Source organism: Spongisporangium articulatum, from assembly GCF_044465595.1.
GTDB lineage: Bacteria > Actinomycetota > Actinomycetes > Actinomycetales > Kineosporiaceae > Spongisporangium > Spongisporangium articulatum.
The window spans coordinates 343,135-365,396 of sequence record NZ_JBITLV010000003.1 but is presented as its reverse complement, the minus strand read 5'-3'; the positions used below and the strand labels follow the sequence as shown (position 1 = coordinate 365,396).

Annotated in this window: 21 protein-coding genes; 14 read left to right on the top strand and 7 right to left on the bottom strand. The window is 73.7% G+C overall.

The annotated features are described in order from the left end of the window. Positions 1-31 precede the first annotated feature (31 nt). From ACIB24_RS11310 to ACIB24_RS11295, 4 genes are read left to right on the top strand one after another with little or no spacing between them, the layout of a single operon-like run. Positions 32-316 carry a hypothetical protein gene (locus ACIB24_RS11310; RefSeq protein ID WP_398279739.1) on the top strand — a complete coding sequence of 95 codons (285 nt, stop codon included), beginning with the start codon at positions 32-34 and terminating at the stop codon, positions 314-316. Then, entirely contained in the window at positions 313-1,056 is a 744-nt protein-coding gene (locus tag ACIB24_RS11305) for a hypothetical protein (RefSeq protein ID WP_398279736.1), read from the top strand. The genes ACIB24_RS11310 and ACIB24_RS11305 overlap by 4 nt, the downstream gene beginning before the upstream one ends. Positions 1,057-1,085: 29 nt before the next feature. Continuing rightward, positions 1,086-1,904, top strand: coding sequence for an Fpg/Nei family DNA glycosylase (locus tag ACIB24_RS11300; RefSeq protein WP_398279733.1), 819 nt, complete (start codon positions 1,086-1,088; stop codon positions 1,902-1,904). Positions 1,905-1,907: 3 nt separating this feature from the next. Beyond that, entirely contained in the window at positions 1,908-2,129 is a 222-nt protein-coding gene (locus tag ACIB24_RS11295; RefSeq protein WP_398279730.1) for a hypothetical protein, read from the top strand. On the opposite strand, the gene ACIB24_RS11290 is transcribed toward ACIB24_RS11295, so the two are convergent. After that, positions 2,087-2,857, bottom strand: coding sequence for a hypothetical protein (locus tag ACIB24_RS11290; RefSeq protein ID WP_398279727.1), 771 nt, complete (start codon positions 2,855-2,857; stop codon positions 2,087-2,089). The two genes, ACIB24_RS11295 and ACIB24_RS11290, sit on opposite strands and share 43 nt — an antisense overlap. 171 nt (positions 2,858-3,028) lie before the next feature. Here ACIB24_RS11290 and ACIB24_RS11285 point away from each other — a divergent pair, with 171 nt between their 5' ends. From ACIB24_RS11285 to ACIB24_RS11270, 4 genes are read left to right on the top strand one after another with little or no spacing between them, the layout of a single operon-like run. Then, on the top strand, positions 3,029-4,468 hold the full coding sequence (locus tag ACIB24_RS11285) for an HNH endonuclease signature motif containing protein (RefSeq protein WP_398279725.1): 1,440 nt from the start codon (positions 3,029-3,031) through the stop codon (positions 4,466-4,468). A 16-nt stretch (positions 4,469-4,484) separates the two neighbouring features. Further along, complete coding sequence (locus tag ACIB24_RS11280; RefSeq protein ID WP_398279722.1) at positions 4,485-5,009, top strand: hypothetical protein; 525 nt, start codon at positions 4,485-4,487, stop codon at positions 5,007-5,009. Positions 5,010-5,013: 4 nt separating this feature from the next. Next, a complete protein-coding gene (locus tag ACIB24_RS11275) occupies positions 5,014-5,907 on the top strand; it encodes a carbohydrate kinase family protein (protein ID WP_398279719.1) in 894 nt (297 codons plus the stop codon). Continuing rightward, the gene (locus ACIB24_RS11270) at positions 5,904-6,857 is read left to right on the top strand and encodes a pseudouridine-5'-phosphate glycosidase (protein WP_398279717.1); all 954 of its coding nucleotides are present in this window, start codon (positions 5,904-5,906) and stop codon (positions 6,855-6,857) included. Before ACIB24_RS11275 ends, ACIB24_RS11270 begins: the two co-directional genes overlap by 4 nt. Here ACIB24_RS11270 and ACIB24_RS11265 read toward each other — a convergent pair. Next, positions 6,854-7,081, bottom strand: a complete 228-nt coding sequence (locus tag ACIB24_RS11265; protein ID WP_398279714.1) for a hypothetical protein — start codon at positions 7,079-7,081, stop codon at positions 6,854-6,856. The genes ACIB24_RS11270 and ACIB24_RS11265 overlap by 4 nt on opposite strands. 107 nt (positions 7,082-7,188) lie before the next feature. Here ACIB24_RS11265 and ACIB24_RS11260 point away from each other — a divergent pair, with 107 nt between their 5' ends. The 6 genes from ACIB24_RS11260 to ACIB24_RS11235 all read left to right on the top strand — a co-directional run bounded on the left by ACIB24_RS11260 (position 7,189) and on the right by ACIB24_RS11235 (position 13,805). Next, positions 7,189-9,897, top strand: a complete 2,709-nt coding sequence (locus ACIB24_RS11260; protein ID WP_398279710.1) for a DNA translocase FtsK — start codon at positions 7,189-7,191, stop codon at positions 9,895-9,897. Continuing rightward, positions 9,887-10,594 carry an NYN domain-containing protein gene (locus ACIB24_RS11255; protein WP_398279707.1) on the top strand — a complete coding sequence of 236 codons (708 nt, stop codon included), beginning with the start codon at positions 9,887-9,889 and terminating at the stop codon, positions 10,592-10,594. Before ACIB24_RS11260 ends, ACIB24_RS11255 begins: the two co-directional genes overlap by 11 nt. A gap of 51 nt (positions 10,595-10,645) precedes the next feature. Beyond that, complete coding sequence (rimO, locus tag ACIB24_RS11250) at positions 10,646-12,085, top strand: 30S ribosomal protein S12 methylthiotransferase RimO (protein ID WP_398279704.1); 1,440 nt, start codon at positions 10,646-10,648, stop codon at positions 12,083-12,085. Further along, positions 12,082-12,723: a CDP-diacylglycerol--glycerol-3-phosphate 3-phosphatidyltransferase gene (gene pgsA / locus ACIB24_RS11245; RefSeq protein WP_398279701.1), complete on the top strand. Its 642-nt coding sequence runs from the start codon at positions 12,082-12,084 to the stop codon at positions 12,721-12,723. Before rimO ends, pgsA begins: the two co-directional genes overlap by 4 nt. 9 nt (positions 12,724-12,732) lie before the next feature. Next, complete coding sequence (locus ACIB24_RS11240; protein ID WP_398279698.1) at positions 12,733-13,290, top strand: CinA family protein; 558 nt, start codon at positions 12,733-12,735, stop codon at positions 13,288-13,290. Between the two features lie 191 nt (positions 13,291-13,481). Beyond that, positions 13,482-13,805, top strand: a complete 324-nt coding sequence (locus tag ACIB24_RS11235; protein WP_398279695.1) for a helix-turn-helix domain-containing protein — start codon at positions 13,482-13,484, stop codon at positions 13,803-13,805. A gap of 10 nt (positions 13,806-13,815) precedes the next feature. Here the strand turns inward: ACIB24_RS11235 and ACIB24_RS11230 are convergent, their stop codons facing one another. Genes ACIB24_RS11230 through ACIB24_RS11210 form a run of 5 tightly spaced genes read right to left on the bottom strand, consistent with a single transcriptional unit; the run spans position 13,816 to position 22,206 of the window. Beyond that, positions 13,816-14,658 carry a DNA-formamidopyrimidine glycosylase family protein gene (locus ACIB24_RS11230; protein WP_398279692.1) on the bottom strand — a complete coding sequence of 281 codons (843 nt, stop codon included), beginning with the start codon at positions 14,656-14,658 and terminating at the stop codon, positions 13,816-13,818. Positions 14,659-14,670: 12 nt separating this feature from the next. Beyond that, the gene (locus ACIB24_RS11225; protein ID WP_398279689.1) at positions 14,671-15,279 is read right to left on the bottom strand and encodes a lactate utilization protein C; all 609 of its coding nucleotides are present in this window, start codon (positions 15,277-15,279) and stop codon (positions 14,671-14,673) included. Then, positions 15,276-16,694, bottom strand: a complete 1,419-nt coding sequence (locus tag ACIB24_RS11220) for a lactate utilization protein B (protein WP_398279686.1) — start codon at positions 16,692-16,694, stop codon at positions 15,276-15,278. The genes ACIB24_RS11225 and ACIB24_RS11220 overlap by 4 nt, the downstream gene beginning before the upstream one ends. Beyond that, entirely contained in the window at positions 16,691-17,428 is a 738-nt protein-coding gene (locus ACIB24_RS11215) for a (Fe-S)-binding protein (protein ID WP_398280412.1), read from the bottom strand. The genes ACIB24_RS11220 and ACIB24_RS11215 overlap by 4 nt, the downstream gene beginning before the upstream one ends. A 2-nt stretch (positions 17,429-17,430) precedes the next feature. Beyond that, positions 17,431-22,206, bottom strand: coding sequence for an Lhr family helicase (locus tag ACIB24_RS11210; protein WP_398279683.1), 4,776 nt, complete (start codon positions 22,204-22,206; stop codon positions 17,431-17,433). Between the last annotated feature and the right edge of the window lie 56 nt (positions 22,207-22,262).

The window sequence follows — 22,262 nt, the reverse complement described above, 5'->3', positions numbered from 1 at the left end:
TTTCTGCGCTACGCACGGTTAGGCTCCGGGCGTGTTGCGCACCCTCGTCCCGATCCTCGCCACCGCGGCCGTGCTCGCCGGCCTGACCGCCTGTTCGTCGTCGGACTCCACGGTCTCGCCCTCCGCGCCGCCCGCCGCGGTGCCGACGTCGACCGTGTCGCCGACCGCGGCGCCGACCACCGGCCCCACGGCCGCGCCGAAGCGGGTGAGCGCCGACCTGGAGGCCGCGGCCCGGACCGCCCGGTCGGCCGCGAGGTCGGCGAAGGCCGCCGTCCTGGCCGCGCAGGACACCGACGAACCGGTGCCGTTCTCGTGAGGCGGCGCGTGGTGATGGCCGTGGCGTTCCTGGTGGCCGTGTCCGGCCTCCTGGCCGCGTCCGGCCCGGCCCGGGGCGCCACCCCGAGCGGCACGACGATGCCGAGTTCCATGGCCGGTGACGAGTCGCTCTGCACCGCGAAGGCGAAGGCCCGCGTCGTCACCCTGACCGGTCGGGCCGTCAGCCTGCGGCAGGACCTGCTGAGGCAGCTGGACGGCAGCGCCACCCGGGCCTCCGCCCTGACCGCGAAGCACCGGGCCCAGATCGGCGCGATCACCGATCGCGCCCTCGAGGGTCTGGCCGCGCTCAAACCGGCGGTGCGGTCGGCCGACGGGTGCAGCGTGGCGATCTCCCTGGCCAAGGGCATCGTCACCGACTTCCGGGTCTACGGTCTCGTCGCGCCGCAGATCCGGCTGGCCGTCGCCGGCGACACCGGCGCCCACGCGGCCGCCCAGCTCACCGACGTCCTGCCCGCCCTGAAGGCGGCCGTCGCGGCCATGCCGGACACCGATACGAAAACCCAAGCCCAGAGCCTGCTCTCGAACTACAGCGGATCGGCCACGGCGGCCGCCGAAGCGTTCGGGCCGGTGGCCGACGCCGTCCTGGCGCTGAGCGCCGACGACTACCCCGGGAACCGGGCCACGCTGGAGGCCCAGATGATCGCGGTCGCGCGGGGCGTGCAGGCGCTACGGGTCGCGGCCACCGACGCCGACACCCTCGCGGACCTGCTCACGGCCTGAGCTCCACGGCCGCCTGACAGGATGGGCGGGTGCCTGAACTGCCCGAGGTGGAGACCGCGCGCGCGGCGATCGAGCGGTCCGGCCTCGGCCGGCGCATCGTGGACGTCGACGACACCGACTCCTACGAGTGCCGCCCGCACGCCCCGGGCCAGATCCGCGCGGCGCTGGTCGGGCACGAGTTCACCGTCGCCCACCGGCGGGGGAAGTCGATGTGGGTGGAGACCGACGGCGGCCCGGTGCTGGGGCTGCACCTGGGCATGAGCGGCAAGATCGTCGCCGTCGAGGCCACCCCCGACGGTGCCGCGGTCGCCGACCAGGGCGGCGACTACTGGAACAACAACCGCCCGGTGAACCTCGAGGCGCTGCGCAAGTGGTCGCGGTTCAGCCTGACGTTCTCCGACGGCGGTCGCCTGCACCTGCTCGACCCTCGCCGCCTCGGGCGGGCCCGGCTCGATCCGGACGTGTCCGGGCTGGGGCCGGACGCCTTCGACGTCGGTCGGAACGAGTTCCGGGCGCGGGTCGGGCGCGGCCGGATCCCGCTCAAAGCACGGCTTCTCGATCAGGAGACGATCGCCGGGGTGGGGAACCTGTTGGCCGACGAGGCCCTGTGGCGGGCGAGGCTGGACCCGCGCCGTCCGGCCGGGGACCTGACCACGGAGGAGTTGGACGGCCTGCGTCGTGCGGTGCGGGCCGCCGTCCGGCACGCGATCACGCACGGTGGCGTGCACACCGGTGAGATCGTGCCGTTCCGGAAGGCGGGGGAGCACTGCCCGCGCTGCGGGACCGAGATGCGGCGGGCGACCGTCGGCGGGCGCACCACGTGGTGGTGCCCCGAGGAGCAGCGATAGCTCGTGTCCGTCGACCTCATGTCCGTCGACGCGGTCGTGTTCGACGTGGGCGGGGTGCGCCGAACCGTACCGGTGGCGATCCTGAGCAACTCCGCCGACGGCGCTCGCGAGGAGGAGGAGCGGCGGTACGGCTTCTCCTCGGCGGACCTGGGCTTCGCCGCCGTGCGCTTCGAGGAGACCGGTCAGGTGACGGCCGAACTGGCCCGGCTGACGGGCGTCGCCTGACTGTCGGCGGATGCTCGAGGCCCGTCGTGAGGGCCCCGCTCGGTCCGCCAGTCGTGGCCCCAGGAGACGACGAGCACCGCGCAGAGGGCGGCCAGGGCCACGCTCAGCAGCACGACGAGGGCGCGAGATGCGTTCCCCGGCACGGCGCCCCGCCCCGGGCCGGGCACCGTCAGCTTGACGGCGGGTACGAGCCGGGCCAGCAGATGCGCCCCGGTAACGGTCGCCCAGGCGATGAACACCGCCTGGTGGAGGGTCACGTAGTCCACGCGCAGCAGCGGGAGGGTGAACAGCGTGGTCCGGGCCGGGTCGGGGCCGATCAGCACCAGCAGCAGCCCGGAGCCCAGCAGGGCCAGGGTCGAGATCACGACCAGGGGCCCCAGCGCTCTGAGCAGCGGGACCGGTGGGCCCGCCTGGCCGTAGTCGGCGTCGCCCAGGTAGTACCGGACCAGGCGCCAGCCCGTGCTGCCGGTCTTGAGCAGGGCCGGCGGGACGAGCAGGGCGCCGATGGCCAGGTGCCAGCTGATCAGGCCGCCGACGTCGAGCAGGGTCAGCAGTTCGGCCACGAACAGGACCAAGAGCAGCAGGCCGGTCCAGGCCGTCAGTCGCGCGTTCCCGGCGGGACCCCCGGTCCCGGCCCGGACGGGGTCCCGCCGGTGCCCCCGACCGAGGGCCTCGTCGACCACCTCCGTGGCGAGGACGCTCAGCCGAGTCGGGGCAGGTGTGCTCATGAACCCAGGATGTCCGGGCGGGGGCTCTCACATGAGCCGACACCGTCGTCCGTTCAGACTGCGCTCAGAAACGTGAGGGCCACCCGGCTCACCTGGCTGTACCCGGATGACAGCCGTTCAGTGAGTGTCGGTGGTCGCGTCTAGGGTCGTTCACTGGGGCAGTCTGCTCGGATGCAGGGGCGATGTTTTGCCTTGTGGGAGAGGTGGTTTCGGTCTAGAATCGAACACATGTCGCACTGCCTGGAGGCCCCCTTCGATCCGGAGACGGGCCTGTCTGCGGAGGCGTTGGTGCGGTGGCGGGAGATCGAGCGTGAGCTCCTGCACGAGGGCTGGGTCGACGAGCGGGTGTGGGAGTTGGACTCCGCGCACGGTGAGGTTCTGTCGGTTCGGTTGCACGGGTTGGACGACCGGCGCGTGGTGGCTGACGCGGATGATCGGGTGCTGTTGGCGGGGTTGCGGGGCGTGCAGCGGGCGAAGGCGGCGTTGGCGGCGCAGGAGTTGGAGTTGGTGGCGGAGTTGTCCCGGCGGCGGGCGCCGGTGACGGATCGGGTGCCCGAAATGGAACTGCGGGCGGTGGCGGATGAGATCGCGGTCGAGACGGGCCTGTCCCGGTATGCGGCGACGAAGCTGCAGGACCTGTCGTGCCAGTTGATCGACACGTTCCCCGCGACGCTGGATGCGTTGGCGGCGGGTCGGGTTGATGCGCGGAAGGCGGAGGTCATCGCCGACGGGCTGACGAATGTGGGTGAGGAGTCGGTGCGGCGGCGGTTGGAGGCCGCGGCGATCGAGGCCGCGGCCGGGCTGACGGTGCCGGGATTGCGGGAACTGGTGAAGGGCTGGGTCCTCGCAGCGGAACCTCAGGTAGCCGAGGAACGCGCACTCGAGGCCCGGTTGCAGCGGCGGGTGGTGTTCACGCCGGTCGAGGACGACATGGTCGAACTGTGGGCGCTGCTACCGGCGGAGGACGGGCTGAGGGTCCGAGCTGTCTTGGAATCCACTGCCGCGCAGATGAAGGACTCGCGGACGGCGGATCAGCGGCGGGCGGATGTTCTGGTCGATCTGCTCACCGGCGAGCAGAGTGGGGTGCAGCCGAAGACGCGGGTGACCGTGACCGTGCCGTTGGAGGTGCTGGCCGGGGAGAGTGACCAACCGGCGCACCTCGACGGATACGGGCCCGCGACCGCGCTGCTGGCCAGGAGACTGGCCGCGGATGCGGTCGAGACCGGCACCTTTCAGTGCGCGATCGTCGACGGAGACCACGGCACCCTGCTCGGGTTGGGCCGAGCGACGCGCACCGCCAGGTATGTCGCGTCCCAAGCGTTGAAAGATCATGTGCAGCAGAGGGACCGGTACTGCCGGTTCCCCGGCTGCCGCACCCAGGCGTCCGCGTGCGACTTCGACCACCGCCAGCCCTACGCGGCGGGCGGCGCGACGTGTGCCTGCAACGGCGTCTCGCTGTGTGGGCACCATCATCGGGTCAAACACGAGACGGCATGGCGCGTGCACGCCCCGGCCGAAACCCTGGTCTGGACCACCCCGGCCGGCACCCAGGTGCCCGACCGACCCGCCCGGCTCACGCCGTCCGCGCCGCTCGGCCCGCCCCCGTTCTGAGGTGCACACTGGGCCCGTGCTGGGTGTCGACGCGACCGCCGAGGAGACGGCCGCAACACGGCCGGGGGATGCGCTGGTGCGCGCGGACGTCGTCATGGACCGCGCGTTCACCGTCCCCGGCGCCCCCGAACTCGTGTGGCCGTGGCTGCAGCAACTCGGCAAACGGCGGGCCGGCTGGTACCTGCCCCGGTCCGTGGAGCGGTTCGTCCCGCGCGGGCGGCGGGCGGCCCGGCACCTCGACGACCGCTGGCAGCACCTGGTCGTCGGCGACGTGATCCCCGACTACGGCGGGCGCGACGAGACCTTCACCGTGGCGGTGATCGAATCGCCGCACACACTGGTCTACACGTCGCTGCGCGGCCACACGCACGTCAGCTGGTCGATCACCCTGACGGCCACCGGGCCCGACACCCGGGTGCACCTGCGGCTGCGGCTCGGCCCGGTCAAGCACCGACGGCTGGCGGAGACCCTCGGCGGTCTCTTCGACCTGCTCACCATCGCCGGGATGGCGGCGGGTCTTCGGGAGCGCCTGGCAGAGTGACGCCGTGGACCGGGTGGTGTGCGTGGGCGGCGCGGTCGCCGACCTGAAGCTGACGTTGCGGGCCTCCGCCGTCCTGGAGACCTCGAACCCGGCGGTGTCCGGTACGGCCTGGGGCGGGGTGGCGCGCAACGTCGCCGAGAACCTGGCCGTGCTCGGCGTTCCCGTCGCACTGGTGTCACGGGTCGGCTCCGACCCGACGGGGGAGGCGCTGCGGGCCCACCTGACCGGGGTCGGGGTCGACGTCCAGCACCTGGCCACCGACTCCGGCGCCGAGACCGCCCGCTACGTGGCGGTTCTCGAACCCTTCGGCGATCTGGTGCTGGGTGTCGCGGCCATGGACATCCTCGACGGGCTCACCACCGACGACCTCGACGCGGCGTGGCCGGGACGCCCCGGCGCCTGGGTGTTCTGCGACGCGAACCTGCCGACCACCCTCCTGCGCCGCGCGATCGCGCGGGCGGCGGCCGACGGCGTCCCCCTGGCCCTGGACGCCGTGTCCACGCCCAAGGTGACCCGGTTCCCCGCCGACCTGCGCGGCGTGACCCTGATCAGCCTCAACATCGACGAGGCGCGCGCCTGGCTGGCCGCGCACGGGCGGCCAGACCCGGTCGACGAGACCGGGCTGGCCGAGGCCGTGCGCCGGGCCGGCGCCCGGACCGTGCTGCTCACGCTGGGGGAACGCGGCGTCCTGGTCGCGCAGGAGGGGCGCGTCGAGCTGGTGCTGTCCCCACCCGCCACCCCGGTCGACGTGACCGGCGCCGGCGATGCGCTGATCGCCGGGACGCTGGCGGCCCTGCTCGCCGGGGCGGACATTCTGGACGCCGTCGCCCTCGGGGTCGAGCGGGCGGCCCGGACGGTTGAGAGCCCGCACTCCGTGCTGCCTAGGCTGGAGGCGTGAGTACCCCGGTCAAGGCCAAGAAGGTCAAGCGCGAACTCCTGCACGTCGACCCCGAGGTGGCCGAGGCGCTGGCCGCCGACCGGCCGGTCGTGGCCCTGGAGTCGACGATCATCAGCCATGGGATGCCCTACCCGCAGAACCTGGAGACGGCTCGCGAGGTCGAGCAGACGGTCCGCGACGGCGGGGCGGTGCCGGCCACGATCGCCGTCCTCGACGGCCAGCTGCGGGTCGGCCTCGACCCCGCCTCCCTCGACCGGCTGGCCCGGCCCGGCGAACCGGGGGAGGAGACCGCGAAGGCGTCGCGCCGCGACCTGCCCGTGCTGCTGAGCAGCGGGAGGACCGCCGGGACGACGGTCGCGGCCACCATGTTCATCGCGAACCTCGCCGGGGTGGGTGTGTTCGCCACGGGCGGGATCGGGGGCGTGCACCGGGGCGCCGAGCAGACCTACGACGTGTCCGCCGACCTGCTCGAACTGGCCCAGACCCCCGTCACCGTGGTGTGTGCGGGCGCGAAGTCGCTGCTCGACCTGCCCAAGACGCTGGAGCTGCTGGAGACCCACTCGGTGCCGGTGCTCGGGTACGGCACGACGGAGTTCCCGGCCTTCTTCTCCCGCACGTCCGGGCTGTTCCTCGACCACCAGGTGGACGACGTCTCGGCGCTGGCCGCCGCGGTCGAGGCGCACCGCGAACTGCGGCTGCGCAGCGGCATCCTGGTGGCCAACCCGGTGCCCGAGGCCGACGCCATCCCCGCCGCCGAGATCGACGGCATCATCGAGCAGGCCGTGACCGAGGCCGACGACCAGGGCGTGAAGGGCAAGGACGTCACGCCGTTCCTGCTGGCCCGGATCAACGAACTGACGGGCGGACGGTCGCTGGTCGCCAACATCGCCCTGGTCAAGAACAACGCCGCCCTCGCCGCGGCCCTGGCCTCGGAGCTGGCCCTGCCTTAAGGCTGCAGGTGGTGGCGAGCCTCGGCCAGGTAGCTCTGAACCGCAGCCCGGTCGTAGCCGCGGAACCGGATGGTGAAGGCCGCCTCGTCGAGAGCTCGTGCGGCCTGCGATCTAACCAACGGGTCGGGCGAGTCCTGTGCCGCATCGACGAGCGCGACGAGGGCTGCGACCTCGTCGCGATCGTAGCCGCGCATGACGAGCATGAACTCCGGGAGCGGCGTCATGCCCCGGGACGATAGTGGGCGGGTCTCGGCGCAGGGGACGATTCGGGCGCCCGCGTCACGGCGTGGGATCCCTGGGACCGGCGTGGCGCTCACGTAGTGTCGGGAACATGGCCTTCGGTACGTCTGCTCAGCGCACGAGCAAGCAAAAGGCTGCGTCGCGGGCGAACGGAAAGAAGGCAGCTCAGAGTCGGACCACGAGCCTCAGGCAACCGGCGGCGAAGACCGCCGCCCGCAAGCCCCCGGCCAAGAAGGCCGCCCCCCGGGCTCGCCGGGCGAACGCGACGCACGAGCCCTCGTGGCCGGTGCGCGCCGCGTCCGCGGTCTGGATGGGGCTCGCCCATCTCGTCGGGGGCGCGGCCCGCGGCATCGGGCGCAGCGCGCGCGAGCTCGACCCGGCGCACCGCCGCGACGGGGCGGGTCTCCTGCTGGTCGGCCTGTGCCTGGTGGTCGCCGCCCGCGAGTGGTGGCAGCTGCCGGGGCCGGCCGGGACGGCGGTGCACGCCGTGGTCGCGGGCACGTTCGGCCGCGCCGGGCTGGCCCTGCCGGTGGTGCTGCTGATCGTCGGGGTGCTCCTCCTGATCAAGCCGGAGGAGGTGCCGATGATCAACCGGGTCGGCATCGGCCTGACGGCGATCATGGTGGCCGCCACCGGGCTCGTGCACGTGTCCGCTGGGGTACCCGGCCCGGGCGACGGCATCGAGAAGGTCCGGGACGCGGGCGGTTTCGTCGGTTACCTGGTCGCCACGCCGCTGGTCGCGGGGCTGACCGCCTGGGTCGCGGTGCCGATCTTCCTGCTCCTGGGCGGGTTCGGCCTGCTGGTGGTCACCGCGACCCCGGTGCACGCGATCCCGCAGCGGCTGCGCTACCTGCACGACCGGCTGACCGGCTCGCACGCGGCCGCCGGCGGCGTCGCCGACCCGCTCGCGCCGTGGCGCTCGGGCAAGGGCGGCCCGTCGCTCGACGGGGACGAGGCCTACGAGCAGGCCATGGTCAGGGAGAAGGAGCTGGAGGCCGAGGCGAAGAAGCCGGCCCGCGGCCGCAAGGCCAAGGACACGGTGCTCGACCTCACCACGGCCGACGCCGCCGACACGATCTCGGACGAGCTCGGGGCGGCGTCGGGGATGGCCAGCGGGCGGCAGGCCGCCGAGGCGAAGGCCAAGACGTCCGACGCGCCGAGCCCGGCGCCGTCCCCTCCGCCGAAGGTGCCCTCGAAGCCCCCGCTGGAGGCCCCGCCGACCACGCAGCTGCCCGAGCGGGTCGAGCAGCTCAGCTTGGCGGGCGACGTCACGTACACACTGCCGGCGTCGTCGTTGCTGGCCGCCGGCCCGCCGCCGAAGGAGCGCACCGAGGCCAACGACAAGGTCGTCGAGTCGCTCACCCAGGTCTTCGAGCAGTTCGCGATCGACGCGCAGGTCACCGGCTTCACCCGCGGTCCGACGGTGACCCGGTACGAGGTCGAGGTCGGGCACGCCGTCAAGGTGGAGCGGGTCACGGCACTGAGCAAGAACATCGCCTACGCGGTGGCCAGCGCCGACGTCCGCATCCTGTCGCCGATCCCGGGCAAGTCGGCGATCGGCATCGAGATCCCGAACACCGACCGGGAGACGGTCAGTCTCGGCGACGTACTGCGCAGCAACACCGCCCGCCGGGTCGAGCACCCGATGGTGATGGGCGTCGGTAAGGACGTCGAGGGCGGGTACGTCATCGCCAACCTCGCCAAGATGCCGCACCTGCTCGTCGCGGGGGCCACCGGCGCCGGTAAGTCGAGTTTCATCAACTCGATGATCACCAGCATCCTGATGCGCTCCACGCCCGACGAGGTGCGCATGGTGCTGGTCGACCCCAAGCGCGTCGAACTGACCGCGTACGAGGGCATCCCGCACCTGATCACCCCCATCATCACCAACCCGAAGAAGGCCGCCGAGGCGCTGGCCTGGGTGGTCAAGGAGATGGACGCCCGCTACGACGACCTGGCCGCGTTCGGGTTCAAGCACATCGACGACTTCAACAAGGCCGTGCGCAGCAACGCGGTGAAGCTGCCCCCGGGCAGTGAGCGCAACCTGCAGCCGTACCCGTATCTCCTGGTGATCGTCGACGAGCTGGCCGACCTGATGATGGTCGCCCCGCGCGACGTCGAGGACGCGATCGTGCGCATCACCCAGCTGGCCCGGGCCGCCGGTATCCACCTGGTGCTGGCCACCCAGCGCCCGAGCGTCGACGTCGTCACCGGCCTGATCAAGGCCAACGTGCCCTCTCGGATGGCGTTCGCGACGTCGTCCGTCACGGACTCGCGGGTCGTCCTCGACCAGCCCGGCGCCGAGAAGCTGATCGGCCAGGGCGACGGGCTCTTCCTGCCGATGGGCTCCTCGAAGCCGCTGCGGGTGCAGGGCGCCTGGGTGGGGGAGAGCGAGATCCACAAGGTCGTCGACCACGTGAAGACCCAGCTGCAGCCGGTCTACCGCGAGGACGTCGCGGTGAGCGTGGCCCGCAAGGAGATCGACGAGGACATCGGCGACGACCTCGAGTTGGTGCTGGCGGCTGCCGAACTGATCGTGACCACCCAGTTCGGGTCGACGTCCATGCTGCAGCGCAAGCTGCGGGTCGGTTTCGCCAAGGCGGGCCGCCTGATGGACCTGCTCGAGTCGCGCGGGGTGGTCGGCCCCAGCGAGGGTAGTAAGGCCCGCGACGTCCTGGTCAAACCCGACGAACTTCCGTCCACACTGGCCATGATTCGGGGGGAAGACCTTCCTGACGTCCCCGATGACGACGCCGGGCGGGTGGAAGAACTCTGGGAACCAGGTATGGATGATGACTAGCGAAATTGCTCCGCCCACCCCCGCGGCCGGCCTGCCGCTGACCGCCCAGGCCGGCGACCGGCCCGAGCTCGACCTGTTGGTCTGGGACGCCCCGAACATCGACATGACCCTGTCGAACGTGATCGGCGGGCGGCCCTCGGCCAGCTCCCGGCCCCGGTTCGACGCCGTGGCCCGGTGGCTGCTCGCCGGTGCCGGCGAGCGCGAGGTCGAGGGCTGCGTCTTCGCCAACGTGCCGCCCGGCGGTGCGGCGACCATGCGCGGCTGGGTGGAGGCGATCCGTTCGTTCGGCTACGCCGTGTTCGCCCGCCCCAAGCTGAGCGCCGGCGACGACGTCGACGCCGACATGCTGGCCCACATCGCGGCCCGGGCCACCAGCCACCAGTTGCGCCGGGTCGTGGTGGCCAGCGGCGACGGCCGCAACTTCCTCGAACCGCTGGAGGACCTGGCCCGGGCCGGGGTCGAGGTCACCGTCCTGTCGTTCATGGAGGTCGCCGGGTACGCCCAGGAGTCCGACCTCCTGACGTTCGTCGACCTGGAGGACGTGCCGGGGGCCTTCACCTCGCCGCTGCCGCGGGTCCGGCTCGACAACCTGCCCGAGGGCGGCGCGTGGCTGCAGCCCACGCGGTCGATGCGGGCGCTCCTCACGGACAAGCCGGCCGAACGCATCTCCGACAAACCGGGCGAAGCGGTCGCGTAGGCCACAGCAGCGGGGCGCGGCGCGCCGTCGTCCGGCGGCTACCCTGGGGCAGTGACTGCCTCCCGTTCCGTCTCGCTCGTCACCCTCGGGTGCGCCCGCAACGAGGTGGACTCGGAGGAGCTGGCGGGCCGTCTCGAGGCCGCCGGCTGGCAGCTGGTGGACGACGCGTCCGCGGCCGACGTCGCGGTCGTCAACACGTGCGGTTTCGTCGAGCAGGCGAAGAAGGACTCGATCGACACGTTGCTGGAGGCCGCGACCCTGCGCGACGGCGGCTCGAGCGTCCAGAAGGTCGTCGCCGTCGGCTGCCTGGCCGAGCGGTACGGCAGCGAGCTGGCCGACTCGCTGCCCGAGGCCGACGCGGTGCTGGGTTTCGACGCCTACCCGGAGCTGTCGCGGATCCTGGACGACGTCCTGCACGGGCACGCGCCGGCCCCGCACGTCCCGCGTGACCGCCGGGCGTTGCTGCCGGTGTCCCCGGTGGACCGGGCGGCCGCCCGGGCGGCGCACGCCGCGTCGCGCGAGCTCACCGATCTGCCTGAGGGCCTGGCCCCGGCGTCGGGTCCGCGAGTGGTGCGGCGCCGGCTGGACGACGCTCCGTGGGCCCCGCTGAAACTCGCCTCCGGGTGCGACCGGCGCTGCACGTTCTGCGCGATCCCCGCGTTCCGCGGCGCGTTCGTGTCCCGGCCGCCGGCCGAGGTGCTGACCGAGGCGCGCTGGCTGGCCGAGCAGGGCGTCCGCGAGCTGTTCCTGGTTTCCGAGAACTCCACCTCCTACGGCAAGGACCTCGGCGACCTCACCCTGCTGGAGCGCCTGCTGCCGGAGCTGGCCGCGATCGACGGCGTCGAGCGGGTCCGGGTGTCGTACCTGCAGCCCGCCGAGTTGCGCCCGGGGCTGCTCGAGGCGATCGCCGCCACCGCCGGGGTCGCCCCGTACTTCGACCTCTCGTTCCAGCACTCGGCGCCCGGCGTGCTGCGCCGGATGAAACGGTTCGGCGGCACCGCCGACTTCCTCGACCTGGTCGAGCGGGTCCGGGCCCAGGCGCCGGCGGCGGGTATCCGGTCGAACGTGATCGTCGGCTTCCCGGGGGAGACCGAGGCCGAGTTCGACGAACTGTGCCACTTCCTGGAACGCGCCCGGCTCGACGTCGTCGGCGTGTTCGGCTACTCCGACGAGGACGGCACCCTCGCCGCCGACCTCGACGGCAAGCTCGACGACGCCGAGATCGCCGCGCGGGTCGCGCACGTCACCGACCTCGTGGAGGAGCTGACCGCCCAGCGCGCGCTGGACCGGATCGGTGAGACCGTGGAGGTCGTCGTCGAGGGCGCGGACGACGACGAGCCCGACGTCCTCGTCGGCCGGTCCGCGCACCAGGGGCCCGAGGTCGACGGGGTCACCCTGCTGCCGGGGGGATCGGCGGCCCGGGGGGACGTCGTCCGTGCGGAAGTGGTCGACGCGGCCGGGGTGGACGTGATCGCGAAGGGACTGGCATGAGCGCCCTGCCGAAGCCCAGCAACTGGAACGTGGCCAATGCGTTCACGGCGCTGCGGCTCGTCGCCGTACCGGTGTTCATCGTGCTGCTGCTGCACGACGACGGGCAGTCGGACAGCTGGCGGATCGCCGCCACGGCGGCCTTCGCGGTCGCGATCATCACCGACCGCATCGACGGTGAGCTGGCCCGCCGCTGGGGCCTGATCACCGACCTGGGCAAGATCGCCGACCCGATCGCCGACAAGGCCCTGGTCGGCTCGGCGCTGATCTGCCTGTCCCTCATCGGCGAGCTGCCCTGGTGGGTCACGGTCGTCGTCCTGTTCCGCGAGCTGGCCATCACGGGCGTCCGGTTCGTGGTGATCCGGCACGGCGTGATGCCCGCCAGCCGCGGCGGCAAGTACAAGACCACCGCGCAGTCGGTGGCGCTGCTGCTCTACCTCGCCCCCCTGCCCGACGCCTTCCAGCCCGTCGCCGTCGTCACGATGGGGGTGGCCGTCGTACTCACCGTGGCCACCGGGCTCGACTACGTGGTCCAGGCCGTGCGGCTGCGCCGGGGCAGCGATCGCACCCGGGCCAAGCGGGCCACCGGGCGGGGCGTGCCGCCCGAATCCCACCGGGCCGGGCAGTCCAGCGCGGCCTGAGGAGGGATCGTGGTCGTTCCAGCGGGAGACCTCGACCCGGACGCCGCGGCGGTCCGGGTGGTCCTGCTGCTCGGCGGCCGGGGCGAGACCGTGGCCTGCGCCGAGTCGCTCACCGGCGGCCTGGTGACGTCGGCGCTGGTCGACGTCCCGGGGGCGTCGACGGTGCTGCGCGGTGGGGTGGTGGCCTACGCGACGCCGCTGAAGCACACGCTGCTGGGGGTGGACGACGCGCTGTTGACCGACCGGGGTGCGGTCGATCCTGACGTGGCCCTGCAGATGGCGGCGGGCGTGCGGGAGCGTCTGGGCGCCGACTGGGGCTGCGCGACCACGGGGGTGGCGGGCCCCGACCCCCAGGACGGGAAGCCACCGGGTCGGGTCTACGTGGCCGTGTGCGGCCCCGACGGTGGCGCGGGCGGCAAGGCCGTGCGCGAGCTGGACCTTCCCGGGGACCGGGCGGCGGTGCGGGCCGCCTCCGTGGACGCCGTGCTGGGGCTCCTTCTGGCCCAGGTGGACGTTTCTGCTCACAGCGGAGCCCCCCGGACGCCAGGAACAGGCCCGAACGGCTGATCGTTGCGACCGACATGCCACAGGCTCGAACCCTCCCTGCCCGCACCCTGTCGGTTCCGGGGGGTACGGTGAGATATCCACGGCCCGTCGGCCACACGGCCGTAACCGTGGCAAGGCAGGATGGTGCTGGTTCACCGGCAGGCCCGGCGGGCCCGGTAGGTTCGGCACGGTCGTCGAAGGGAGGGCGCGGCGTGGTGCTTCTACGGCAGGAGATCGGCGACGTGCTCCGCGACGCCCGCCGCCAGCAGGGCCGCACCCTGCGCGAGGTGTCCTCGGAGGCCCGGGTGTCCCTCGGGTACCTGAGCGAGGTCGAGCGCGGCCAGAAGGAGGCCTCCTCCGAGCTGCTGGCCTCCATCTGTGATGCGCTGAGCGTGCCGCTGTCGTCCGTCCTCCGTGAGGTCAGCGAGCGGGTGGCCCAGGCCGAGGGTCCGGTCACCTCGCCGATGGTGCCGGCGGTCCAGGTCCCCGACACCGTTCCCGACGGTCTGGCCGGCGAGCTGGCCGGCGCCGCCTAGCTCGCCCGGCCTAGCGTCTGCGGGCCCCCAGCGGGGCCTGGGGGCGACCGTCGTCCGTCGGGGTGGGGCCGGGCTGGCAGCGTGGGCACCAGAACATGACCCGCTGGGTGGGTGCCTGCCCGATCGGCGCCACGCGCACCGTCGTCCCGCACCGCAGGCACGGCCGCCCCGAGCGGGCGTGCACGTAGTTCTCCCGGCCCCGCCGCGCGTCCCCGGTGGTGACCTGGACGGCGTGCTCCAGGCTCATGATCATCATCTTCCGGATCAGGTCCAGCAGGCGCAGGACGTCGGGGACCTCGCCGGCGGGCGTCCACGGGTTCACGCCGCGCAGGAACAGCCCCTCGGCGGCCCAGAACGTCCCGATGCCGGCCAGGACCCGCTGGTCGAGCAGCGTCTCGCCGATCGTCCGGCCGGGGTCGACGACGATCCGCGCGGCGACGGCGTCCACGTCCCAGGTCGCCCCCAGCACGTCCGGGCCCAGGTGGCCGACGAGCCGCCCCTCGTCGGCTGTGGCCACCAGGTCGAGTTCACCGAGCTTGTGACCGATCGTCGTCCACTCGGCGTTGGCCAGCACGGCCCGGATCTCGTGCGCCGAGCGGGCCCCGCGCCACGGCCGGCCCGTGCGGTGCACGTGCCACGACCCCTCCATCCTGAGGTGGCTGTGCAGGGTGAGCTCGCCTTCCAACCTGTGCAGCAGGTGCTTGCCGGCCGCGACCACCTCGGTCACGGTGCGGCCGGTCAGGTCGACGGTGGCCAGCGACGGCCAGCGCAGGTCGCTGACGGTCAGGACTCGGCCCGCCAGGGCGGCGTGCAGCCGTCGGGCGGAGCGCAGGACGACGTCTCCTTCGGGCACTCGAGGATCGTCTCAGCTCACGAGGATGACGGTGAGCATCCGGGGGCCATGTACGCCCTCGACCCGGTTCAGTTCGATGTCGCTGGTCGCGCTCGGGCCGGAGATCCAGGTCAGCGGGCGGATCGCGACGTCGCCGAGCCGGGCGATCGCGTCGGGCACGTCGGGCACGACCTGCTCGGCACGCACGACGCAGACGTGCCGGTCGGGGACCAGGGTGAGCGCGCGACGACCCTGCCCGGGCCCGTGGTCGAGGACGATCGTCCCGGTGACGGCGATGCCCAGGGTCGCGGTGGTGACGACGGCGTCGACCGCGTCGAGTTCCGTTGCGGTGAGCCCGGTGTCACGCAGGCGCAGCGCGTCCGGCACCAGCCCGTCGGGCAGGCCGTCCGGGACGACGACCCGTGCGGCGCCGGCGAGCGCCGCGCCGACCGCCGTGGGCAGGTCGGCCTCGGAGCACCGGACGACGTCGGCCCGGTAGTCGGCCACCCGCTCGGCGAACAGCTCGGCCCAGTCGGTGCCGTCCGGCGGGGCCGAAACCGTTGTCGGGACGGTGATCTCGGGCCGGGGGTTCGGGCCCCAGGCGGCGCGGACCCGGGCCAGGACGTCGTCGCGGGCGCTCACCGGGACCGCCACCAATCCCGGAACGTCTGCTCCGGTGCGGGCGGCAGGTCGCGGAACCGCGTCCACGCCGACCACGGGCCGGGCAGCCGGCGGGCCAGGCGCAGGCCGAGACCCGTCGACCGGGCGGCGAGCCGCAGCCGCCGGCCCGAGCGCAGGGTGGCGGAGGCCGACTTAATGGCCAGGGCCTCGGGTTTCGGGAGTCCGGGGCGGTGGGCGTCGACCACCTGGGCCCGGAGGTCGACCAGCACGCTCGGGATGTCGATCTTCACCGGGCAGACCTCGTAGCAGGCCCCGCACAGGCTCGAGGCGTAGGGCAGCGAGTCGAGCTGTTCGTCGGTGCCGGGCCCGCGTAGCAACGGGTTGAGGATCGCGCCGATGGGGCCGGGGTAGACCGACGCGTAGGCGTGGCCGCCGACCCGCTCGTAGACGGGGCACACGTTCAGGCAGGCCGAGCAGCGGATGCAGCGCAGCGCCTGGCGGCCGACCTCGTCGGCCAGGGCCCGGGTGCGGCCGTTGTCGAGGAGCACGACGTGCACCTCCTGCGGGCCGTCACCGGGCGAGACCCCGCTCCACATCGAGGTGTACGGGTTCATCCGCTCGCCCGTGGAGGAGCGGGGCAGCAGCTGCAGGAACACGTCGAGGTCGGCGAACGTCGGCACGACCTTCTCGATGCCGACGACGCTGATCAGCACCTCGGGCAGGGTCAGGCACATCCGGCCGTTGCCCTCGGACTCGACGACGACGAGCGTCCCGGTCTCGGCGACCGCGAAGTTCGCCCCGGAGACGCCGACCTTCGCGCGCAGGAACTTCTCCCGCAGGTGCAGCCGGGCGGCGGCGGCCAGCTCGGCCGGTTCGTCGCTCAGGTCGTCGGGGGCGGGGCGCCCGGCCGCGGCCATCCGGGTCGCGAAGATCGCGCGGATCTCGGCCCGGTTGCGGTGGATCGCGGGCACGAGGATGTGGCTGGGCAGGTCGTCGCCGAGCTGCACGATGAGCTCGGCGAGGTCGGTCTCCCAGGCGTCGACCCCGGCGGCGGCCAGCCGTTCGTTGAGGTCGATCTCCTGGGTGGCCATGGATTTCACCTTGACCACCTCGCGGGCACCGTGGGCCCGCGCGACCCGGGCGACGACGTCGGCGGCCTCGGCGGCGTCCCGGGCCCAGTGCACCGTGGCGCCGCGCGCCTGCAGCGACGCCTCCAGGGTGAGGAGGTGTTCGTCGAGGTGGGCGAGCGTCGCATCCTTCCGGGCCGCCGCCTCGGTGCGCAGGGCCTCCCAGTCGTCGACCTCGGCGACGACGTGCGCGCGCTTGGCCCGGATGGTGCCGGTCGCGTGGGCGAGGTTGGCGCGCAGCTGGGCGTCGGCCAGCTTCTGGCGGGCGGCGGTGGGGAAGGCCGGCATGCCGACGAAAGTGCCTGTCATGGCGACCCTTCCGTCGATGCGAGCACCTCGGCCAGGTGTACCGTCCGGACGCCCGACCGCTGCCGGGAGAGCAGGCCGCCGATGTGCATCAGGCACGAGTTGTCGCCCGCGATGAGCACTTCCGCACCGGTCTCGCGCACGTGCCGGGCCTTGTCGGCGCCCATGGCCACGGAGACGTCGGCGTTCTTGACGGCGAACGTGCCACCGAACCCGCAGCACTCCCGCTCGGCGGGCAGCTCCACGAGCCGCAGGCCGCGCACGTGCCGCAGCAGCCGCAGCGGCCGGTCACCCACGTGGGCGACCCGCAGCGAGTGGCACGTCGGGTGGTAGGTCGCGGTGTGCGGGAACCAGGCTCCGACATCCTCGATGCCCAGCAGGTCGACGAGGAACTCGCTCAGTTCGTACACGTGCGGCGCGACCTGCTCGACGGCCGCCGCCAGACCGGCGTCGCCACTGCGCCGGGCGACGAGGGTGTGTTGGTGCCGGGCGGACGCCGCGCAGGAGCCCGACGGCGTGACGATCGCGTCGTACCCGGCGAACGCGTCGACGAAGTTGCGCACGACCGGCACGGCCTCGTCGAGGTAGCCCGTGTTGATCATCGGCTGGCCGCAGCAGGCCTGCGACGCCGGGAAGTCGACGTCGACGCCGAGCCGCTCCAGCAGCCGCACCGTGGCGATGCCCGTGTCGGCGAAGAGGGCGTCGTTGAGGCAGGTCAGCTGCAGGGCCACGCGCATGGTCACGCCCGGAGCCGGAGCCCACGCGGGGTGGCCCGGAAACCCGCGGCCTCCAACGCTTCTGCCAAGGGGCCGCCGGCCAGCACGCCCTCGCCGTCGGCCTTCTGCACGGTCAACCGGCCCAGCGCGCCGTCCTTCACCGACAGGGCCAGCGCATCGGCCGCGGCCTGCAGCAGCGCCGGGTCGTCGCCCCAGGACAGCAGCGTGCGGCCGCCCTTCTCGACGTAGAGGGTGAGCGCCCCGTCGACCAGCACCACCACGGCCCCGGCCTTGCGGCCCGGCCGGTGGCCGGTGGCGGGCCCGCCGGTCGAGGGGACGGCGCGCTCGGGCCAGTCGAGGGCCGCTCCGTAGGGGTTGGCCGGGTCGCAGGCGGCCAGGACGACGGTCCGCATGCCGCCGTCGGTCGCCTCCGGGCTCAGGGCCTCCAGCGGTCGGGCCCCGGCGCGCAGCCGGTCCACGGCGCCGCCCCCCGCGAACTGCGAGGCGCCCAGCCCTTCGACGAAGTACCCGCGGCGCACCCGCCCGGCGTCCTCGGCCGCGGTGAGCACCTTGTACACCGCGGCGAACCCGCCGGGCACGTGCTCGGCCACGACGGCTCCGCGGGTGACCACCCCGTGCCGCTCGAGCAGCACCTCGGCCGCCGCGTGCGCCCGGGCGGTCGGGTCGGGTTCCCGGTCGGGGAGCAGGGCCCAGCGGCCCGCCACGGTCGGCGGGCCCGAGGCGGTCGGCATCGCCGGGCGGCCGAAACCACCGGCACCGCGACGCAGACTGCCGTACCGGCCGCCGTACCGGACCTTCGGCGCGGCCGCGCGCTGCCGGTGCGCCGTGCGGCCGCCGGACAACCGCGACCGCAACGCGGCGAGCGTGTCGTTGCCGACCAGACCGGCCCACACCAGGTCCCACAGGGCTTCGACCAGGTCCGGGTCGTCGGGCCCGCCCACGGCGTCGCTCAACCGGCGGAAGAAGAAGGCCCCACCGCCACCGAGCGCGTCGAGCACCGCCGAATGCAGGGCCCCGGGCTCGAACTCGGCGTCCGGTGCGGCCAGGGTCAGGGGCGCGAGGTCCGCGGGGTGCAGGCTGACCCAGCCGTCGTCGCCGGGCAGGGTGCCGTGGCCGGCCCACACCACCTCGCCCGCGGTGGTCAGCTCGTCGAGCATCGCGGCGGAGTAGCCGGGCACCCGGCTCGGCAGGACGAGCGTCTCCAGGGCGCTGGCCGGCAGCCACGCCCCGGCCAGCTGCTCGACCGTGCGCAGCACACCCTCGGCGCCGCGGACCCGCCCACCCACGCCCTGCCACGCCGGCAGGAACCGGGCCAGGTCGCGGGGCGGCACCGGCTCGACCTCGGCGCGCAGCGCCGCCAGCGACCGGCGCCGCAACGTGCGCAGCACCTCGGCGTCGCAGAACTCCATGCCGTGCCCGCCGCCGGCCTCGAGCGGTCGCAGCTCGCCCTGCACCACGCGACCCGTCGCGACCAGCCGGCGCAGCGCGTCGAGCACCACCGCCTGGCCCAGCCCGAGCCGCCCGGCGAGCTCGGCGGCGGTGAACGGGCCGTGCGTGCGCGCGTACCGGGCCACGAGGTCGCCGAGCGGGTCGGGCACGGGTTCGGTGAAAGCCTCGGCGACACCCACCGGCAGCGGGGTGCCCAACGCGTCACGCAGGCGCCCGGCGTCCTCGACCGCGGCCCAGCGTTCCTCGCCGGCGACCCGGACCCGGATCAACCGGCGCGCGGTCTCCAGCGCGGCGAGCCAGGCCGGGGCCTCGGGGTGGCCGGCCACGGCCGACTCCTCGGACACCTCGGTGCGGTCCAGGACCTCCGCGGTCGACAGGGGCCCGATCTGGCGGACCAGGTCGGCCACCGACTCCAGCGTGCGGGCCCGGCGGCCCGGTTCGAGGCGCTGCAGCTGGCGCTCGGTGCGCAGCAGCGACTCGACGTCGAGCAGGTCCCGCAGTGAGGCGCCCTCCCCACGGCCGAGCAGCTCCGCCAGCAGGGTGGGGTCGAGAGCCAGCGCGGCGGCCCGGCGCTCGGCCAGCGGGGAGTCGCCCTCGTAGAGGAACTGGGCGACGTAGCCGAACATCAGGCTGCGGGCGAACGGCGACGGCTGCACGGTCGACACCTCGACCACCTTGACCTTGCGCTGCGCGACCTGCCGCATGATCTCGCTCAGCCCGGGGACGTCGAACACGTCGCGCAGGCACTCGCGGACCGTCTCCAGGACGATCGGGAAGCTCTCGTACCGGCTGGCCACGCCGAGCAGCTGCGCCGAGCGCTGCCGCTGCTGCCACAGCGGCTGCCGCTTTCCAGGGTCACGGCGCGGCAGCAGGAGGGCGCGCGCCGCGCACTCCCGGAACCGGGACGCGAACAGCGCCGAACCGCCCAGCTCCGCGGTCACGAGCTCCTCGAGCTCGTCCGCGTCCAGCACCACGAGGTCGCCGATCTCCGGCGCGGAGCCGTCCTCGGTCTCGATGTCGGGCAGCCGCAGGACGATGCCGTCGTCGCCGTGGGCGGCCTGCACCTCGACCCCGAACCGCTCCCGGAACCGCGCCGCCAGCGCCAGCGCCCACGGGGCGTGCACCTGACCACCGAACGGCGAGTGCACCACGACCCGCCAGTCGCCGAGCTCGTCGCGGAACCGCTCGATCACGATCGTGCGGTCGTCGGGCACGTGCCGGGTGGCCTCCTGCTGCTCGCGCAGGTAGCCGACCAGGTTGTCCGTCGCCCACTCGTCGAGACCGGCGGCGCCGACCCGCTGCCGCGCCGCCTCGTCGTCCAGGTGGGTCAGCTCCCGCACGAAAGCGCCCACCGCGCGGCCCAGTTCGGCCGGACGGCCGGGCTGGTCGCCCTTCCAGAACGGGAGCCGCCCGGGCTGGCCGGGCGCGGGGGTGACCAGCACCCGGTCGTGCGTGATCTCCTCGATCCGCCAGGACGACGAGCCGAGCGTGAACACGTCCCCCACCCGGGACTCGTAAACCATCTCCTCGTCGAGCTCGCCCACCCGGCGGCCCGCGCCCCGGCGCGACTCCTCACCACCGGCCAGGAACACGCCGAACAGCCCGCGGTCGGGGATCGTCCCGCCGCTGGTCACCGCCAGCCGCTGGGCGCCGGGCCGGCCGGTCAGCTCGCCGGAGTGCCGGTCCCACACGAGTCTCGGTCGCAGCTCGGCGAACTCGTCGCTCGGGTACCGCCCGGCCAGCATGTCGAGCACCGACTCCAGCACCGGGCGGGTCAGCGTGGCGAACGGCGCCGCCCGCCGGACCATCTGCTCCAGCTCGTCCACCGACCACGGCTCCATCGCGACCATGGCCACGATCTGCTGGGCCAGCACGTCGAGCGGGTTCGCCGGCACGGCCAGCTGCTCGATCTGCCCGGCCCGCATCCGTTCCACCACCACCGCGGTCTGCACCAGATCGCCACGGAACTTCGGGAACAGCACACCCCGCGACACCGCCCCGACCTGGTGCCCGGCCCGCCCGACCCGCTGCAGCCCGCTGGCCACGCTGGGCGGCGCCTCCACCTGGACGACCAGATCGATGGCGCCCATGTCGATGCCCAGCTCCAGGCTCGACGTGGCGACCACCGCGGGCAGCCGGCCGGCCTTCAGCTCGCCCTCGATCAGGGCCCGCTGCTCCTTGCTGACCGACCCGTGGTGAGCCCGCGCCAGCACGGCGGGGACGCCGACCGCGGCCCCCGAGGCGGCCATCACCTGCGCCGGGTGCAACGACCGGTGGTCGGGCAGCTCCTCACCCGTCGTGCGCTCCTCCCACAGCTCGTTCAACCGGGCCGTCAGGCGCTCCGCCAACCGCCGCGAGTTGGCGAAGACCAGCGTCGAGTGGTGCCGGGCGACCAGGTCGACGACCCGTTCCTCGACGTGCGGCCAGATGGACGGCGAGCGCAGGGCTCCCGCGGCGGCCCCGGTGAGATCCGCGTCGGGGGCGAAACCGGGGCCCGCCGGCGTGTACGGCTCGTTGTCCGGGTCGAAGTCCTCCGGCAGGTCGGGCCGCATGCCGGACCCGGCGCCCGGGACGCCCGGCATCGCGGCGTCCAGCTCGGTCATGTCCGGCACGGGCACGACGACCTGGAGGTCGAACTCCTTGGCCGACGGCGGCTGGACGATCGAGACCCGCTGCGCGTCGCCGGACAGCCAGCGCGCCACCTCCTCGACGGGGCGGACCGTGGCGGACAGCCCGACCCGCTGGGCGGGGGCCTCCAGCATCGCGTCCAACCGCTCCAGCGAGAGGGCCAGGTGCGCACCGCGTTTCGAGCCGGCCATCGCGTGCACCTCGTCGAGGATCACCGTCTCGACACCCGCCAGCATCTCCCGGGCCTGGGAGGTCAGGATGAGGAACAGCGACTCGGGGGTGGTGATCAGGACGTCGGGCGGGGTGCGGGTGAAGGCCCGGCGCTCCTCCGGTGGGGTGTCGCCGGAGCGGACGCCCACCCGGACGTCGGGCACGGCGACGCCCAGGCGCCCGGCCGCCTGACGGATGCCGGCCAGCGGGGCCCGCAGGTTGCGCTCGACGTCGACCGCCAGCGCCTTCAGCGGGGAGACGTACAGGACGCGGCAGCGTTTGCCCCTCTCCGCCGGCGTGGGCGAGGCGGCCAGTTTGTCCAGCGCCCACAGGAAGGCCGCGAGGGTCTTCCCGGAGCCGGTGGGGGCCACGACCAGGGCGTGCCGGCCGTCGGCCACCGCGTTCCAGGCCCCGGCCTGGGCGGCCGTCGGCGCGACGAAGGCGCCCTCGAACCACGCCCGGGTGGCGGGTGAGAAGCGCTCGAGGACCATGCTCAGATCCTCACACGGACCACCGACAGAACGCTCGGGACGGGCGAAGGCCCCCG

What these genes read in the sequence shown, in the direction of transcription:
- ACIB24_RS11260 (WP_398279710.1), top strand. Translation starts at nt 7,189, where the DNA reads ATGGCCTTCGGTACGTCTGCTCAGCGCACGAGCAAGCAAAAGGCTGCG.
- pgsA (WP_398279701.1), top strand. Translation starts at nt 12,082, where the DNA reads ATGAGCGCCCTGCCGAAGCCCAGCAACTGGAACGTGGCCAATGCGTTC.
- ACIB24_RS11265 (WP_398279714.1), bottom strand. Translation starts at nt 7,081, where the DNA reads ATGACGCCGCTCCCGGAGTTCATGCTCGTCATGCGCGGCTACGATCGC.
- ACIB24_RS11290 (WP_398279727.1), bottom strand. Translation starts at nt 2,857, where the DNA reads ATGAGCACACCTGCCCCGACTCGGCTGAGCGTCCTCGCCACGGAGGTG.
- ACIB24_RS11285 (WP_398279725.1), top strand. Translation starts at nt 3,029, where the DNA reads ATGCAGGGGCGATGTTTTGCCTTGTGGGAGAGGTGGTTTCGGTCTAGA.
- ACIB24_RS11220 (WP_398279686.1), bottom strand. Translation starts at nt 16,694, where the DNA reads ATGACAGGCACTTTCGTCGGCATGCCGGCCTTCCCCACCGCCGCCCGC.
- ACIB24_RS11215 (WP_398280412.1), bottom strand. Translation starts at nt 17,428, where the DNA reads ATGCGCGTGGCCCTGCAGCTGACCTGCCTCAACGACGCCCTCTTCGCC.
- ACIB24_RS11255 (WP_398279707.1), top strand. Translation starts at nt 9,887, where the DNA reads ATGATGACTAGCGAAATTGCTCCGCCCACCCCCGCGGCCGGCCTGCCG.
- ACIB24_RS11210 (WP_398279683.1), bottom strand. Translation starts at nt 22,206, where the DNA reads ATGGTCCTCGAGCGCTTCTCACCCGCCACCCGGGCGTGGTTCGAGGGC.